The following is a 16,885-nucleotide window of genomic DNA, read 5'->3' on the forward strand; positions in this document are numbered from 1 at the left end:
CTATTGTCTATTGACCCTCGTGGTTAAGAATAGGTGAAAAGTGGCCGATTTCATCGTCCGCAATGAATTAATTCGTGACAAAGTTCGAATATACGCACATTGACGCGTTTCGCCTGAAATCATGCGAACGGTTTTGGAGAACGGCATGGGTGACGCGAGGCTATGAAGCACCTCGTATAAACCAGGCTCGCCGCGAGCGCTCACGCCTTGCAATCAGGCCAGGCGCCGCAGCACCGCCGCATAGAAGCCGTCGAGGCCGGAGCCGATGCCGTCAGGCATTTTCAGCATGGTGGGAAGCGTGCGGAATTCGCCGAGCGGAGTGATCGCCGTCTCAAGGCCAGGCCAGTCACCGGCGCCGATCGGAACGCGCTCGACCGCATCCGTATCGGAAAGAACACGGGCGACAACGTCCTCACCCTCGACAGGATCCAACGAACAATTCGAAAAAACCAGCGTGCCGCCCGGCTTCAGCAATGTCAGCGCATGACGCAGCAGCCGCTCCTGCAGCGCCGCCAGCCTGGCGATATCCTCAGGCCCCTTGGTCCACAACACATCAGGGTGCCGGCGTGTCGTGCCGGTAGAAGAGCAGGGAGCATCGAGCAGGATCGCATCGAAACGCTCCGTCGGCTCGAATGTCGTCAGATCTTCCGCAATCGTTTCCGCCTTGAGGCCGAGCCGCTCGAGATTCGAGCGCAGCCGTCTCAGCCGGTTTTCCGACTGGTCGAGCGCGGTGACTGCGCCGCCGGCAAGGATCAGCTGTGCCGTCTTGCCGCCGGGCGCAGCACAGAGATCGGCGGCACGTCTGTCCGAGAGATCGCCGAAAAGCTTCGCCGGTATGCTTGCCGCCGCATCCTGCACCCACCACGCGCCCTCGTCGAAGCCTTCGAGCGAGGGGATGCCGCCGTCGAAGGCGGCGAGACGAATGCCGCCTGTGGGCAAAACAACGCCGTTCAGCCGCTTCGCCCAGCCTTCGGGGTCGGACTTGACGGTCAGATCGATTGCCGCCGGTTCGAGCTGGGATTCCGAAATCGCCAGCGCCGCGTCTCGGCCATAGGCCTTTTCCAGCCTGGCGATAAACCATGCCGGCATCAGCGCGACCTTGCCGATGTCGGCAAGCACCTGCTCCTTCTCGCGGCCGAGCCGCCGAAGAATGGCATTGACCAGCTTGGCGAAACGGCGATTGCGCGGATCCTGATTGGCCTGCTCGACGGCGAGATCGACGGCCGAATGATCCGGCACGTCGAGATAGAGGATCTGTGCTGCCCCGATTGCGAGCACGTGATGCAGCGCCCTTGCGCCCTCCGGCAGCGGCGAATCCAGCAGCCCGGCAATCGCGGCATCGATACGCGGCAAATGGCGCAGCGTCGTGTTCAGGATGGCGCGGACGAGCGCCCGGTCGCTTTCGCCGAGCGCCCTATAGGCCGGATTGCCGTGTTCATGATCGAGAGCGCCATCGAGCGGCAGCTTGCGGTCGACGACGGCGCCGAGAATTTTTGCCGCCGCGGCCCGGGCCTGCAGGCCAGGCTTATCAGGCGCAGAGCGCTCAGTGGAGGGCTTATGCTTGCGGAATGGCTTCTTCGTGCCGTCTGAATTCAAGACCACGGACCTTTTGGCGGTTGCGAACCACCGCGACCAAGACCCGTATCCGGAACAGAGCGCGATTTGCGCGACGGATTAGCAGCACGAGCAGGCTGCGTCGAGACATTCATGCCGCCTTGCGCCATGTCGTGCAGCGCGGCGATGCGGTTTTCCGTGTTCGGATGCGTCGAAAACAGATTGTCCATGCGCTCGCCGGAGAGCGGATTGATGATGAACATATGCGCTGTCGCCGGGTTGCGCTCGGCATCCTCGTTCGGCACATGGGCAGCACCGCGCGCGATCTTGCCGAGCGCCGAAGCAAGCCACAGCGGATTGCCGCAGATCTCGGCGCCGCGGCGGTCGGCCGAATATTCGCGGGTGCGGCTGATCGCCATCTGCACCAGCATGGCGGCGAGCGGCGCCACGATCATCGCCACGATGACGCCGACGAAGCCGAGCGGATTGCTGTTGTTGTCACGATTGCCGCCGAAGAAGAAGGCAAAGTTCCCGAGCATGGAGATTGCACCGGCAAGCGTTGCCGTGATCGTCATCGTCAGCGTGTCGCGGTACTGAATGTGGGCCAGTTCGTGCGCCATCACGCCTGCGACCTCCTCGGCAGATAAGGCGCTGAGCAGGCCGGTCGAGGCGGCGACGGCGGCATTATCGGGATTGCGGCCGGTGGCGAAAGCATTCGGCTGCGGGCTGTCGTAGAGATAGACCTTCGGCATCGGCAAGCCGGCATTGCGGGCGAGATCGCGCACGATCGCAAAGAATTCCGGCGCGTTGCGCTCGTCGACCTCCTGGGCGCGATAGGCCGAAAGCACCATGCGGTCGGAATTCCAGTAGGAGAAGAAATTCATGCCGGCAGCGATGACGAAGGCAATCATCATGCCGGCCCGACCGCCGATCAGGAAGCCGACAAACATGAAAAGCGCCGTCATGAAGGCAAGCAACATCGCAGTGCGAACGAGGTTCATGGCGGATCTCCATCTCCGATTTCGGCGCCACAAGCTTTCAATCCCGGCACCGGCGCATTATGATTTGGTTATTCATCAGCCATTTTCAATATTTCCGGCAGGAGACGGCCATGCAGGACGCCGATAACGACAACAGCGAAACGCCGATGGCCGAGGGATCCGAGCCACCGCGCAAGATGCTGCCCCCGGCTGCCAGGCGCGCCCTTGCCGAAGCCGAGGAGCGGCGAAAAAACCAGAAGCCGCTGGAGCTGCCGCCGGAGATCGGCGGCCGCGGCGGAGCCGAGCCGGCGCGTTTCGGCGATTACGAAATCAATGGCAGGGCGATCGATTTTTAGGCCAATATTGCTGTGCCTTCCCCGGCCGCAGCAGAATGGAGTTAAGAATCCGGCTAACGACATCTTAAGCGACAAGTATTCCAGCCACATCTAGCGGGCGTGACCTCGCCGGGAAAGTTCTCAGGGCTTCGCCCGTGAACATGCTTGGATGCCGCAAACAACGCATCGAATACGCGGAAACAAAAGAGCCGCCCCGGAAGCCCGAAAGGGGACCGGAACGGCTCGATCTATCAGGCGGTCGCCTTGTTTTGCCGGTTGGCGATCAGATCGTTGACGACTGCCGGATCGGCAAGCGTCGAAGTGTCGCCGAGAGCACCGAAATCGTCTTCGGCGATCTTGCGCAGGATGCGGCGCATGATCTTGCCGGAGCGCGTCTTCGGCAGGCCGGGCGCAAACTGAATCTTGTCGGGCGCGGCGATCGGGCCGATTTCGGCCCGCACATGTTTCACCAGATCCTGGCGAAGCGTATCCGATCCCTCGTGACCGGACATCAGCGTCACATAGCAATAAATGCCCTGGCCCTTGATCGGATGCGGATAACCGACGACCGCCGCTTCCGAAACCAGATTATGCGAGACAAGCGCGGATTCCACCTCCGCCGTGCCGAGCCGGTGGCCGGAGACGTTCAGCACGTCATCGACGCGGCCGGTGATCCAGTAATAACCGTCCGCATCGCGCCGGCAGCCATCGCCGGTGAAATACTTGCCCTTGTATGTGGAAAAATAGGTCTGGATGAAACGTTCATGGTCACCATAGACGGTGCGCATCTGGCCCGGCCAGCTGTCGGTGATGCAGAGATTGCCGTCGGCAGGGCCTTCCAGCACCTTGCCCTCATTGTCGACCAGCTCAGGCTTGACGCCGAAGAACGGGATCGTCGCCGAACCGGGTTTCAGATCGGTGGCGCCGGGCAGCGGCGTGATCATGTGGCCGCCGGTTTCCGTCTGCCACCACGTATCGATGACAGGGCAGCGCTTGTCGCCGACGACATTGTAGTACCATTCCCAAGCCTCGGGATTGATCGGCTCGCCGACCGTGCCGAGCAGGCGCAGCGAAGAGCGCGAGGAGCGGGTGACGAAGTCGTCGCCAACACCCATCAGCGAGCGGATCGCCGTCGGCGCCGTATAGAAGATGTTGACCTTGTGCTTGTCGATGACTTCCCAGAAACGGCCCTGGTCCGGGAAGTTCGGCACGCCCTCGAACATCAGCGTCGTCGCGCAGTTCGCAAGCGGCCCATAGACGATATAGGAGTGGCCGGTCACCCAGCCGACATCGGCCGTACACCAGTAGACGTCGCCGTGGTGATAATCGAAGACATATTCATGCGTCATCGCCGCATAGACGAGATAACCGCCCGTCGTGTGCAGTACGCCCTTCGGCTTGCCGGTCGAGCCTGACGTATAAAGAATGAAGAGCGGGTCTTCCGCCTTCATCTTCACCGGCGGGCATTCCGCCTTCACCGTGGCAATTTCCTGGTGATGCCAGAGATCGCGGCCCGCTGCCCAGCCGGTCTTGCCGCCGGTGCGGCGAACGACCAGCACCTTGCTGACATTGACATGGTGGCGGGCGGCGATATGGATCGCCGTATCGGTATTGTCCTTCAGCGGCACCGGCTTGCCGCCGCGCAGGCCTTCGTCGCAGGTGATGACGAAGGTGGATTCGCAGTCGACGATACGCCCCGCCAAGGCCTCCGGCGAGAAACCGCCGAAGACGACCGAATGCACCGCGCCGATGCGGGCGCAGGCGAGCATCGCATAGGCTGCTTCCGGGATCATCGGCATATAGATGGTGACGCGATCGCCCTTCTTGACGCCGTGCTTCTTCAACACGTTCGCCATCCGGCAGACATGCTCGTAGAGCTCGTTATAGGTGACCTTCTTGTCGATATAGGGATTGTCGCCCTCCCAGATGATCGCCACCTGGTCGCCATTCGTTTTCAGATGACGGTCGATGCAATTGTAGGAGACGTTTGTCTGACCGTCCTCGAACCACTTGATCGAAACCTTGCCGGTAAAGGAAGTGTTCTTGACCTTGGTATAGGGCTTGAACCAGTCGATGCGCTTGCCGTGTTTGCCCCAGAACTTGTCCGGGTTCTCGACGCTTTCCTCGTACCATTTCAGGTACTTTTCCTTATCGATCAGGGCGCGCGCCTTCACCGGCTTCGTGACCGGATAGATCTTCTCCGACATGCAACTCCTCCTCATGGGACATGCGACGGGCCGCGTGAGCTATGGCCCGGACTTGAAATCACGGCAATTCATAGCAGTTCGCATCGCCACGGCAATTAGACGAAGGTCATTTCATTTCGGAAGAATTGCAATTCTGCGACAGTGCGGTTATATAGCGGCATATTTCCCGGACATTGTGGTGACAATCCACGGACCGCGACCGGCGCGGACGATAGAAGGACTATATCCATGGCTCAAACACTGCTCATGCCGAAGGCGACAGCCATCTGGCTCGTCGACAATACGGCACTGTCTTTCGATCAGATTGCGCAGTTCTGCAAACTGCATCCGCTCGAAGTCAAGGCGATCGCCGACGGCGAAGCGGCGCAGGGCATCAAGGGCCTCGACCCGATCTCGACAGGACAGCTTTCCCGCGACGAGATTGCCCGCGCCGAGGCCAATCCGAACCACAAGCTGAAGCTTTCCGAACCGAAGGTGCGGGTGCCGGAATCCAAGCGCCGCGGTCCGCGTTATACCCCGGTTTCCAAGCGTCAGGACCGCCCGAACGCCATTCTCTGGCTCGTTCGCAACCATCCGGAGCTGAAGGACGCGCAGATTTCCCGCCTCGTCGGCACGACGAAATCGACGATCGAGCAGATCCGCGAGCGCACCCACTGGAACTCCGCCAACCTGGCGCCGATGGATCCGGTCACGCTCGGCCTCTGCAGCCAGATTGATCTCGACATGGAAGTGGAAAAGGCCTCCAAGGGCCGTCCGCTGCCGACCGCCGCCGAGCTTGGCGCGACGCTGCAATCGGCCCAGGAGACCGAGCGCCTGAGCCCGACCTACGAGCGCGAGGAGGAAAAGGAAAAGGAAATCGACGCCGATGCCGTCTTCCGCAAGCTGAGCTCGTTACGCTCGGCGCCGAAGGACGAGGACGACGATCAGTACTGAGATATCAGCTCATCTCATGAAAAACCCCGCCGGTATGAGCTGACCGACGGGGTTTTTTATTGCGGATGACCTGTTTCGATTAGCTGCGGAACAGGGTGAGGATGTTCTGCGCCGAGGTATTGGCGATCGAGAGCGACTGGATGGCAAGCTGCTGTTGCGTCTGCAACGCCGATAGCTTGCTCGATTCCTCTTCCATATCCGCATCGACCAGGCGTCCGACACCGGAGTCGATCGAATCGTGCAAGCCACTGACGAACGTTTCCTGCAGCTGGATACGGGTCGAGATCGAGCCGAGCGCCGAGCCGGCGGCGGTCATGGCGCCGAGAACCAGTTCGATACCGGTCAGGGCTGCGTCGAGCTGACCCTGGGTGAAATTGGTGATGTCGAGAGCATATATCGACGGCATGACGATGACCGCGCCGCCATAGGTTCCGTTGAAGGCCGTACCAATGATACCGCTGGTCGTCTCGATCGCACCGGTACTGGTCATTCCGAAAAGCACGTTTCCAAGCGTGCCCGCATTGAGCACGTAGTCCGTCATCTTGACCGAAACGGCATTGCTGCCATCGCGCACGAAAGACGAAACGACGCTCTTTGTGCCGGAGGCGCCGGCAACCCAGTTTTCGCCGGAGAAGGACGCCGATTGAGCAATGCTGAGCAGTTGCTCCTGAAACTGGTCGAGTTCCTGCTGAATCTTCGTCTTGTCGACGCCCTTTTCGGTGGCGGCGACGATCTTGGCCTTGATTTCGCTGACGACATCGAGTGCGCTGTCCATGGCCGAATAGGCGGTATCGACTTTTGCCGCGCCGAGCCCGAGCGCGTCGGAGACGGCTGAAAGCGCCATGTTGTCGGAACGCATGGTCGTAGCAATCGACCAATAGGCGGCGTTGTCGGCCGCTTTCTCCACACGATAACCCGATGAAACACGACCCTGGGTGTCCTTGAGGCTATCGTTTACGCCGCGCAAAGTCTGCAGCGCTGCCATAGCAGCGTTGTTGGTGAGGATGCTTGTCATGATCCGTTCCACAATCGTTGAGAAAGGGGCAATCCGGACTACAGCGCCGCACGTCTTTCAGACGCGCAAAGGACGCTGTAGCACTTCAACTGCTGCATAATTTTGTCCTTAAATCGATTCCGATTTAAGAAATTATGCAGTAGGCCGGTAACGGCGACCGCGTCATGCAAAGCTTGCTATGCAAGCCATTGCCGTTAACAAATGCTTGCATCAACATAGTTAACAATTCCTCAATTAGGCTTACCGAAAGTTTAATTCACATCGGCAAGGAGCCTAAACCGCGCCCGCGCAGCGCCTCGGCAATTTCCTCTAAAATCGTTGGATCATCGATGGTTGCAGGCATTTTCCAGGGTACGCCGTCGGCGATCTTCTGCATCGTGCCGCGCAGTATTTTGCCGGAGCGTGTCTTCGGCAACCGGTTAACGGTGATGGCCGTCTTGAAGGCGGCAACCGGCCCGATCGAATCACGAATCATCGCCACGACCTCTGATTCGATCGCCGTCGCGTCACGGGAAACATGTCGTTTCAGCACCAGGAAACCGCAGGGCGCCTGACCCTTCAGCGCATCGATCACGCCAATGACCGCGCATTCGGCGACATCGGGATGACGCGCACAGACCTCCTCCATCGCCCCTGTCGAGAGCCGATGACCGGCGCAATTGATGATGTCGTCGGTGCGCGACATGATGAAGAGATAGCCGTCCTCATCGACATAGCCGGCATCGGCCGTCTTGTAATAGCCGGGAAACTCATCGAGATAGGCCGAGCGAAAACGCTCGTCGGCATTCCAGAGGGTCGGCAGGCAGCCGGGCGGCAGGGGCAGCTTCACGACGATATTGCCGAGCGTTCCCGCCTCGATCGGATGACCGGCATCGTCGAGCACCGCGATCTCATAGCCGGGCATCGGCAGCGCCGGCGACCCGTGCTTGACGGGAAGGGCGCCGAGACCAAGCGGATTTGCGGCGATCGGCCAACCGGTTTCCGTCTGCCACCAATGATCGATGACGGGTATGCCAAGCAGGTGCTCGGCCCATTTCAACGTCTCCGGATCCGCCCTCTCGCCGGCAAGAAACAGTGCGCGCAGATCCGGCATGGGATATTGGCGCATCAGTTCACCGTCACCGTCCTCCCGCCGGATGGCGCGGAATGCCGTCGGCGCCGTGAAGAGCACCCGCACCTGATATTCCGAGACGATGCGCCAGAATGTGCCGGCATCCGGAGTGCCGACCGGTTTTCCCTCGAAGATCAGAGTGGTCACGCCTGATAGCAGCGGGGCATAGACGATATAGGAATGCCCGACGACCCAGCCGATATCCGAAGCCGTCCAGAAGACCTCGCCCGGCTTCAAGCCGTAGATATTCCGCATCGACCAGTTGAGCGCGACCATATGGCCGCCATTGTCGCGCACCACGCCCTTCGGTTGGCCGGTCGTGCCCGAAGTATAGAGGATGTAGAGCGGATCGGTGGCCTTGACGGAGACACAGGCGATCTCATCGCCACGATGCTGCGCCACCGCCACCTCGAAATCCTGATCTCGACCGCCGACGAGATCTGCCCGAAGCTCCGGCCGCTGCAGCACCAGACAGCGCTCCGGCTTCGAACGCGCGATCTCGATCGCCTGATCGACCAGTGGCTTGTAGGCGACGATGCGGCCGGGCTCGAGCCCGCAGCTCGCGGTGATCACCAGCTTCGCAGCGCAATCGTCGATGCGCGCCGCAAGTTCGCTGGCGGCAAACCCGCCGAAAACGACGGAGTGAACCGCACCGATGCGGGCGCAGGCAAGCATGGAAAAGACCGCCTGCGGCACCATCGGCATATAAAGGATGATGCGATCGCCTTTGCCGATGCCACGCTCGACCAGTGCTGCTGCGATGGCCATCACCTCGCCAAGCACCTCATCATAGGTGAAACGGCGCTTCTCGCCGTTCATTGCACTGTCGAAGATGACCGCTGTCTCGCCGCCGCGGCCGGCAGCCACATGCCGGTCCAGGCAATTGTGGCATGTATTGGTTTCGGCGTCTGAGAACCAGCGGCCATAGACGCCTTCATTGGGTGAAAAAATCCGCTCTGGCGGCTCGAACCAGTCGATGTCACTGGCCGCTTCGCGCCAGAAGGCTTCGGGATCGCGTTTCCAGGCCGCATAGGCCTGATGATAGCCGTTCCGCATCTGCTCCTCCCCAGGACATGCAAACCTAATCTAGGCGGCATTGAGGGGAACAGGAAGCCCGACCAAAGCAGCGTTTCAGCGCGTGCCGAAAATCGCTGACCCCACACGCACGCTGGTGGCGCCAAAGGCGATCGCCGTCCCGTAGTCGCCCGACATGCCCATGGAAAGTTTTCCGACGCCGCATTTGAGCGCGAGCTTTGCCAGCAGGGCGAAATGCGGTCCGGGATTTTCCTCGGCCGGCGGAATGCACATCAAACCTTCGATCGAAAGGCCGAGTTCGTCGCGGCAGAGGGCGACGAAGGCCGGCGTGTCGTCAGGAGCGATGCCGGCCTTCTGCGGTTCGAGCCCGGTATTGACCTGGACATAGAGCCGTAGCGCCTTGCCTTGCCGCCTCATCTCCTCGGCAAGTGCGCGGGCGATCTTTTCCCGGTCCACTGTCTCGATGACGTCGAAAAGCGCCACAGCATCCGCCGCCTTGTTTGATTGCAGCGGTCCGATCAGATGCAGCTCGATATCCTGATGCTCGGCCTTCAGCGCCGGCCACTTGCCCTGACTTTCCTGCACCCGGTTCTCTCCGAAGACACGCTGCCCGCCTTCGATGGCCGGGCGGATCGCGTCCGCCTCGAAGGTTTTCGACACCGCGACGAGCTGAACGGAACCCGCCGAACGGCTTGCCTCGCGTTCTGCGGCGGCGATCCGGGACCGCACCTCGTTCAAGCGCTCTTGAAGTTCCATCATTCTGCCTCGACATACCTGCATGAAAGGATTGGAATGAACTAGCCAGCCATTCTGTGCTTGCCAAGTCCCGCCCCGGCGAAATCGCCTGGTCACGATCAAGATCGCACGCTTGCAGCGCCTGCAAAACTTGACGCTGTAGTGGTTTCATGGTGAAGGTCTCGACCAACCTCCCCTGATTTTCCGGAAATACGAATACCATGGCCACCGAACGTTATAATCCGCGCGATGCCGAGCCCCGCTGGCAGCAGAAATGGAATGAAGACAAGGTTTTCGAGACCGACAACGCCGATCCGCGCGAAAAATATTACGTCCTCGAAATGTTCCCCTATCCGTCGGGGCGCATCCATATGGGTCATGTCCGCAATTACGCCATGGGCGACGTCGTCGCCCGCTATAAGCGCGCCCGCGGTTACAACGTGCTGCATCCAATGGGCTGGGACGCCTTCGGCATGCCGGCGGAGAATGCCGCCATGGAGCGCGGCGTGCATCCCGCTTCCTGGACGTACCAGAATATCGGCTCGATGAAGGCGCAGCTGAAGGCCATGGGTCTTTCGCTGGACTGGAGCCGTGAGTTTGCCACCTGCGACGTCGAATATTACCAGCACCAGCAGCATCTCTTCCTGGATTTCCTGGAAAAGGGCTTGGTCTATCGCAAGCAGTCGAAGGTCAACTGGGATCCTGTCGACAACACCGTGCTCGCCAACGAACAGGTGATCGACGGCCGCGGCTGGCGTTCCGGCGCGCTGGTCGAACAGCGCGAACTGACGCAATGGTTCTTCAAGATCACCGACTTCAGCCAGGATCTGCTCGACGCGCTGGATACGCTCGACCAGTGGCCGGAAAAAGTGCGGCTGATGCAGAAGAACTGGATCGGCCGCTCGGAAGGCCTGACGATCCGCTGGGAGATCGTGCCGGAAACGGCACCTGCCGGCGAGAGCGAAGTGACGGTCTATACCACCCGGCCGGACACGCTGTTCGGCGCCTCCTTCCTGGCGATCGCCGCCGATCATCCGCTGGCGAAGGATGCCGCCGCGAAGAACCCTGATATCGACGCCTTCTGCGACGAGTGCCGCCGCGCCGGCACCTCGCTCGCAGCACTCGAGACTGCCGAAAAGAAGGGCATGGATACCGGTATCCGCGTCAGGCATCCGCTTGATCCCTCCTGGGAGTTGCCGGTCTATATCGCCAATTTCGTCTTGATGGATTATGGCACGGGCGCGATCTTCGGCTGCCCCTCGGGCGACCAGCGCGACCTTGATTTTGCACGCAAGTATGACCTGCCGGTCGTGGCCGTCGTCATGCCGAGGGATGGCGATGCCGCAAGCTTCTCCGTCGGCGACACGGCCTATGACGGCGATGGCGTGATGATCAATTCGCGCTTCCTCGACGGCAAGACGACCGAGGAAGCCTTCAATATCGTTGCCGACCGGCTGTCGGCTGCTTCGCTCGGCAATGCGCCGCAAGGCGAGCGCAAGGTCAATTTCCGTCTGCGCGACTGGGGCATTTCCCGCCAGCGTTATTGGGGCTGCCCGATCCCGGTCATCCATTGCGACGATTGCGGTGTCGTGCCGGTGCCGAAGGCGGACCTGCCGGTCAAGCTGCCCGACGACGTCACCTTCGACCAGCCGGGCAATCCGCTCGACCGTCATCCGACCTGGCGCCATGTCTCTTGCCCGAACTGCGGCAAGGATGCCCGCCGCGAGACGGATACGATGGACACCTTCGTCGATTCGAGCTGGTATTTCACCCGCTTTACCGCGCCCTGGGAAGGAGAGCCGACCGATCCGGAGGCGGCAAACCGCTGGTTGCCGGTCGACCAGTATATCGGCGGCATCGAGCACGCGATCCTGCACTTGCTTTATTCCCGCTTCTTCACCCGCGCCATGCGCGAGACCGGTCACGTCGCCGCCACCGAGCCTTTTAAGGGTCTCTTCACCCAGGGCATGGTGGTCCACGAAACCTATAGCCGCGGCGCCGGCGCCAGCCGCGAATGGGTGGCACCCGCCGATATCCGCATCGACGAACTCGACGGCAAACGCCGAGCCTTCTTGTTGACGAACAATGAGGAAGTTGCGATCGGCTCGATCGAAAAGATGTCGAAATCGAAAAAGAACGTTGTCGATCCCGACGATATCATCGCCTCCTACGGCGCCGATACCGCCCGTTTCTTCGTTCTGTCCGACTCCCCACCCGAGCGTGACGTCATCTGGTCCGAAGCGGGCGTCGAAGGCGCTCATCGTTTCACTCAGCGTCTGTGGCGCTTGATTTCCGAAGCAGCCGACGCGCTCTCCGCCGTGGTACCTGCGCCGGCAACCGATGGGGAGGCGTTGTCGATCTCGCAGGCCGCCCACAAGACGCTGAAGGCTGTCGAGAACGACTATGACAAGCTCTGGTTCAACAAGGCCGTTGCCCGAATTTATGAACTCGTCAACGCACTGGCCGCCCCGATGACGAGGGTTGCGGCAGGTGAGGGTGATGCCACCTATCGCGCGGCGGTGCGCGATGCTGCCGAGATTCTGATTCAGCTCGTCTCTCCGATGACGCCGCATCTGGCTGAGGAATGCTGGGCCGCGCTCGGCAATGAAGGCCTGCTTGCCCGGACAAGCTGGCCGCGATACGACGAAACACTCGTCATCGAAAACGATGTCGTTATGCCGGTACAGATCAACGGCAAGAAACGCGCTGAATTGACAATTTCTCGCGATGCAGATCAGAATGCCGTCACCAACGCCGTCCTGGATCTGGATGCGGTGAAGAACGCGCTGAACGGACAGGCACCGAAGAAGATCGTCGTGGTTCCCCAAAGGATTGTAAACATTGTCGTTTGATATCGCTTGCAAGCTGGCCCGCAATGCCGGCATCGCCATGATCCTTGCCGCGGCGGCTTTTCTCTCCGCCTGCCAGGTCCGACCGCTTTATTCCGAGAATTCCGGTGTCGTCGAAAAGCTTTCCTCGGTCGGCTTTTCCCCAGCAAGCAGCCGCGTCGAGCAGCAGGTGCGCAATCGACTGATCTTCCTTGCGTCGCGCGGTGCCGGTGAAGCGGTAAACCCGCAATATCAGGTTGAGATTCGCGCTACCACGTCTGTTGCCGATACGCTCCTGAGGGATTCCTCGGACACGTCGCGCGCCGGCCGTGTGACCGTCAGCGTCACCTACACGCTGCGTTCGACGACCGACAATCACGTCATCAAGGCCGGCAGCCGCGCTACCACGGCGCTGGTGGATTTTTCCGAACAGGAATTCGCCAAGCAGCGGGCGATCCGTGATGCCGAGAACCGCGCGGCGGATCAGGTGGCGGAATTCGTGGGAGCCGATATCGCCGCTGCCCTCAGCCGCTGAGGGCGGGGATGTGGCAGAGATAAAATCCCACGAATTCGAGACATTCCTGCAGAAATCGGCACGGAATTATCGGATTTACGTCATCTACGGACCGGATCGCGGCCTTGTTTCCGAACGGGCAAGCCAGCTCGCCGACAAGAGCGGTGTTGCACTCGATGATCCCTTCTCGCTGACCAAGCTCGATATCGGCGACCTGCAGAAAGACCCCGGTCGGTTGGTCGACGAGGTCCAGTCGATCGGTCTGTTCGGCGGCGAGAAACTGATCTGGATCCGCGGTGCCGCCAACGAGAAATACCTCGTCGATTCCTTGGCGCTGCTGGCCGAAAAACCACTCGAAGCCGCCTATCTGATCATCGAGGCCGGTGACCTCAAGAAGGGTTCCCTGCTGCGCAAGGCCGCGGAAGCCGCCCGATCCGTCATGACGATCCCCTCCTACGCCGATGACAGCCGCGCCCTGAATGCATTGATCGATACAGAGCTCGGTGCAGAGAAGCTCGGCATTACGCCGGCCGCGCGACAAGCGCTGATCGCGTTGATCGGCGGTGACAGGATCGCTTCCCGAAACGAGGTGCGCAAGCTTGCTCTTTACTGCCGGGGCTTCGATACGGTCGAAGAACATCACGTTACCGAAATAATTGGCGACGCCAGCGCCATCTCGGTTGACGACGCCGTCGACGCCATCCTCGGCGGCGATCTCAACGCCTTTCTGCACGCCATGCAAAAGATCAGCAGTTCGAAAACCGCGATCTTTCTGGTTCTGCAGGCATGCCTGAAGCAATTCCAGCTTCTGGATGCGATGCGCGCCGAAATGGATGAAAAACGGCTGCAGCCACCTCAAATCATGCAGACAATGGGGCGGCATCTGCATTTCCGCCGCAAGCCGATCATCGAACAGGCGCTGCGCCAGTGGACAGCGGAAAGCATCGCCCGTGAATCCAATCGGCTACAGGCCGCTATTCTGCAAACTAGACGGCGGCAGGCGCTGGAAGACAGCGTTGCGATGCAAACGCTTCTGTCCACCACCCTTCAATCCGGCCGGAAATCCGCCTGACCAGCACAACGTCGGCCCAAAAAATCCTAACCGATTTTCGGAAAGAACGATGCGTTGTTTCAAGGAGTTAGAGCGTCGGTGCTCTGGAGCATGATGCCGAAAAGTGTGAGCGGTTTTCGGACGACATCATGCTCTGACTGTATAATGTAGAACAGGATTCAGATTTTAGGCCGACCCGGCCTAAAATCATCCTGTTCTAGCGCCTCTCGAGCAAGCGGCAGATTTCCTCGAGCTGCTCTAGCGACTTATAGGAAATTTTGATCTGGCCGCCGCTTGCCTTGTGATTGATCGCAACATCAAGGCCGAGCGCATCGGAAAGTGTCCGTTCCAGCGCCAGCGTGTCCGAATCTTTCTGATCTCGCCGCAAGGCCGCCTGCTGCGGCTCCGATTGGGCCTTGATATTGTTTTGCGCCAGCTTTTCCGCATCACGCACCGACATGCCCTTGGCAACGATCGTACGGGCAAGACTTGCCGGGTCGGATGTCGAAACCAGTGCGCGCGCGTGGCCAGCCGATAGGCTGCCGGCAGCAAGCAGATCGCGAACCGGATCAGGCAATTTCAACAGGCGCAACGAGTTGGCAACATGGCTGCGGCTCTTCCCGATGATTTCGCCGAGGTCGTTCTGGGTGTAGCCGTATTCCGCGATCAGCTGCTCATAACCCAAGGCCTCTTCGAGAGCATTGAGATCCGCGCGCTGCACGTTTTCGACAATGGCGATTTCCAGCGCGGTCTTATCATCCACATCACGGATAATGACAGGAATCTCGATCAGCCCGGCAAGCTGAGCTGCGCGCCAGCGTCGTTCACCGGCGATGATCTCATATCGATCCCGCGACATCGTCCGCACAACAATCGGCTGAACGATACCGTGTTGACGAATGGAGCTTGCGAGATCGTGCAGTTCGGAGTCATCGAAGAACCGACGGGGATTGCGGGGATTGCGGCTGACGAACTCGATCGGGATCATTCTGTCGGCGCTGATAGTCCGCTCGGCTTCCACCGGGACAGGCTGATCCATTTCACCAATCAGCGCCGCAAGGCCGCGGCCCAATCGCCTTTTTGATACATCGTCATTCATGATCTACACTCACCTACACCCCTAAAATGATATCACGCGGCCAGTCTTTGGCGTTCTCGCTGGATAACCTCGGAGGCCAGCTGCAGATAGGCCTGACTGCCCGCACACTTCAAGTCATAGAGAATAGCCGGCTTACCGTAGGACGGAGCCTCGGAAACCCGGACGTTGCGCGGAATTAGCGTGTGGTAAACCTTGTCTCCCAGATGCGTACGCACGTCATTGACAACCTGCTGGGCAAGATTGTTGCGCGCATCGAACATCGTCAAGACGATACCCTGAATATCCAGACGCGGGTTCACCGTCCGCCGAACCTGGCTCACGGTCTCAAGCAGCTGGCTCAGCCCCTCCAGCGCAAAGAATTCACATTGCAGCGGCACCAGGACCGAATGCGCCGCCGCCATAGCATTCATCGTCAGCAGATTGAACGACGGCGGGCAATCCAGAAGAATATAAGAAAACGCCATTGCTTCGGGCGAAGAGAGCGCCTTCCGCAATTTGAACACCCGATCGCTCTGCTGCGAGATTTCCATCTCGATGCCAAGAAGATCCATCGTCGACGGGACGATAAACAGATTAGGAACCGCTGTTTCGAGAGTCACTTCGGGAATCCCACGATCACCGACCATCAGATCGTAGGAAGACAGCTTGCGATCACGACGATCGATACCGAGGCCTGTGCTGGCATTGCCCTGCGGGTCGAGATCGACGATCAGGACGCGCTCGCCGATAGCAGCAAGCGCCGTTGCCAGATTGATTGCTGTGGTCGTTTTGCCAACGCCACCCTTCTGATTTGCGATGGTGATAATCCGATGTCGTTCGCCAGCCATTGCCGCAATATCCGATCTGTTAAACCAAGCGCCGGAGATTTGATATTTCCAGAATAACAGATTCCTGCTCGACGGCGCTCTTATGTTCTAACAGATCGAATTCCCACCGACCACGTGCTTTGTCAATTTCCCTCAGGTAATCCCGGCCTTTATGAAAGAAGCCACGACAATTTTCCTTGCCAAGCATCCAGGGGGATGAATAACCGATGAGCCCATCAAGATCCGTAAGGGCGCGCGCCGAAATCGCACCACATTCGCCAACCTCCGTATAAGCATCTTCGATTCGAATGCTATGGACGCTGCCGCGCGCATTTGTCTCCCGTAGCGCTGTCCGCAGAAACGCTGCCTTTTTATGGTTGCTTTCGACCAGATGGACCCATCCACCTCGCAGCTCGGCCAGAAAAATCGCCGTAATAACACCGGGAAAGCCGCCTCCGCTCCCGAGGTCAATCCAAGTAATCGGTCGAGGATGAATCTGGAAGACCTGGCTGCTATCAGCGATGTGCCGGTGCCACAGATCATCCAGTGTCGACGGCGCCACCAGATTGATTGCTTTTGCCCACTTCTGAAACAGCGCTGCAAAGTGTTGCAACCGCTCCTGTGTTTCACGTGAAACACGCAAACCGTTTAATTCCATTCTGAAAGACTCTCAAATCTTGTA

The 16,885-nt window shown here is 59.8% G+C and carries 14 protein-coding genes; 5 read left to right on the plus strand and 9 right to left on the minus strand.

What is annotated here, in order from left to right; genetic code table 11:
* Positions 1-213: 213 nt before the first annotated feature.
* Positions 214-1,602 carry an RsmB/NOP family class I SAM-dependent RNA methyltransferase gene (locus tag RWK44_RS04210; protein WP_316028397.1) on the minus strand — a complete coding sequence of 463 codons (1,389 nt, stop codon included), beginning with the start codon at positions 1,600-1,602 and terminating at the stop codon, positions 214-216.
* Complete coding sequence (gene htpX / locus RWK44_RS04215) at positions 1,593-2,555, minus strand: zinc metalloprotease HtpX (protein WP_168345461.1); 963 nt, start codon at positions 2,553-2,555, stop codon at positions 1,593-1,595. The genes RWK44_RS04210 and htpX overlap by 10 nt, the downstream gene beginning before the upstream one ends.
* Before the next feature lie 110 nt (positions 2,556-2,665).
* Here htpX and RWK44_RS04220 point away from each other — a divergent pair, with 110 nt between their 5' ends.
* Positions 2,666-2,890 carry a DUF1674 domain-containing protein gene (locus RWK44_RS04220; protein WP_026265519.1) on the plus strand — a complete coding sequence of 75 codons (225 nt, stop codon included), beginning with the start codon at positions 2,666-2,668 and terminating at the stop codon, positions 2,888-2,890.
* A gap of 230 nt (positions 2,891-3,120) precedes the next feature.
* Here RWK44_RS04220 and acs read toward each other — a convergent pair whose 3' ends face one another.
* On the minus strand, positions 3,121-5,076 hold the full coding sequence (acs, locus tag RWK44_RS04225) for an acetate--CoA ligase (RefSeq protein WP_316028398.1): 1,956 nt from the start codon (positions 5,074-5,076) through the stop codon (positions 3,121-3,123).
* Positions 5,077-5,304: 228 nt separating this feature from the next.
* Here acs and RWK44_RS04230 point away from each other — a divergent pair, with 228 nt between their 5' ends.
* Positions 5,305-6,009, plus strand: coding sequence for a DUF1013 domain-containing protein (locus RWK44_RS04230; protein WP_316028399.1), 705 nt, complete (start codon positions 5,305-5,307; stop codon positions 6,007-6,009).
* 79 nt (positions 6,010-6,088) lie between these two features.
* On the opposite strand, the gene RWK44_RS04235 is transcribed toward RWK44_RS04230, so the two are convergent.
* From RWK44_RS04235 to RWK44_RS04245, 3 genes are all read right to left on the minus strand, one after another.
* On the minus strand, positions 6,089-7,024 hold the full coding sequence (locus RWK44_RS04235; RefSeq protein ID WP_020052207.1) for a flagellin N-terminal helical domain-containing protein: 936 nt from the start codon (positions 7,022-7,024) through the stop codon (positions 6,089-6,091).
* A gap of 256 nt (positions 7,025-7,280) precedes the next feature.
* Complete coding sequence (locus tag RWK44_RS04240) at positions 7,281-9,191, minus strand: propionyl-CoA synthetase (protein WP_316028400.1); 1,911 nt, start codon at positions 9,189-9,191, stop codon at positions 7,281-7,283.
* Positions 9,192-9,266: 75 nt separating this feature from the next.
* A complete protein-coding gene (locus tag RWK44_RS04245) occupies positions 9,267-9,926 on the minus strand; it encodes a YggS family pyridoxal phosphate-dependent enzyme (protein ID WP_316028426.1) in 660 nt (219 codons plus the stop codon).
* 200 nt (positions 9,927-10,126) lie between these two features.
* Between RWK44_RS04245 and leuS the strand changes: the two genes are divergently transcribed.
* From leuS to holA, 3 genes are read left to right on the plus strand one after another with little or no spacing between them, the layout of a single operon-like run.
* On the plus strand, positions 10,127-12,757 hold the full coding sequence (gene leuS / locus RWK44_RS04250) for a leucine--tRNA ligase (RefSeq protein ID WP_316028401.1): 2,631 nt from the start codon (positions 10,127-10,129) through the stop codon (positions 12,755-12,757).
* On the plus strand, positions 12,747-13,268 hold the full coding sequence (lptE, locus tag RWK44_RS04255; RefSeq protein WP_316028402.1) for an LPS assembly lipoprotein LptE: 522 nt from the start codon (positions 12,747-12,749) through the stop codon (positions 13,266-13,268). Before leuS ends, lptE begins: the two co-directional genes overlap by 11 nt.
* 10 nt (positions 13,269-13,278) lie before the next feature.
* The gene (gene holA, locus RWK44_RS04260; RefSeq protein ID WP_131665092.1) at positions 13,279-14,319 is read left to right on the plus strand and encodes a DNA polymerase III subunit delta; all 1,041 of its coding nucleotides are present in this window, start codon (positions 13,279-13,281) and stop codon (positions 14,317-14,319) included.
* Between the two features lie 196 nt (positions 14,320-14,515).
* On the opposite strand, the gene RWK44_RS04265 is transcribed toward holA, so the two are convergent.
* Genes RWK44_RS04265 through rsmG form a run of 3 tightly spaced genes read right to left on the minus strand, consistent with a single transcriptional unit; the run spans position 14,516 to position 16,861 of the window.
* Positions 14,516-15,397, minus strand: coding sequence for a ParB/RepB/Spo0J family partition protein (locus RWK44_RS04265; RefSeq protein ID WP_017962618.1), 882 nt, complete (start codon positions 15,395-15,397; stop codon positions 14,516-14,518).
* Between the two features lie 32 nt (positions 15,398-15,429).
* The gene (locus tag RWK44_RS04270; protein WP_011654065.1) at positions 15,430-16,224 is read right to left on the minus strand and encodes a ParA family protein; all 795 of its coding nucleotides are present in this window, start codon (positions 16,222-16,224) and stop codon (positions 15,430-15,432) included.
* A gap of 19 nt (positions 16,225-16,243) precedes the next feature.
* Positions 16,244-16,861 (minus strand): 16S rRNA (guanine(527)-N(7))-methyltransferase RsmG, encoded by a 618-nt coding sequence (rsmG, locus tag RWK44_RS04275; protein ID WP_316028403.1) that lies wholly within the window; start codon positions 16,859-16,861, stop codon positions 16,244-16,246.
* Between the last annotated feature and the right edge of the window lie 24 nt (positions 16,862-16,885).

The organism is Rhizobium sp. 25PS6 (genome assembly GCF_032464655.1).
Lineage (GTDB): Bacteria > Pseudomonadota > Alphaproteobacteria > Rhizobiales > Rhizobiaceae > Rhizobium > Rhizobium laguerreae.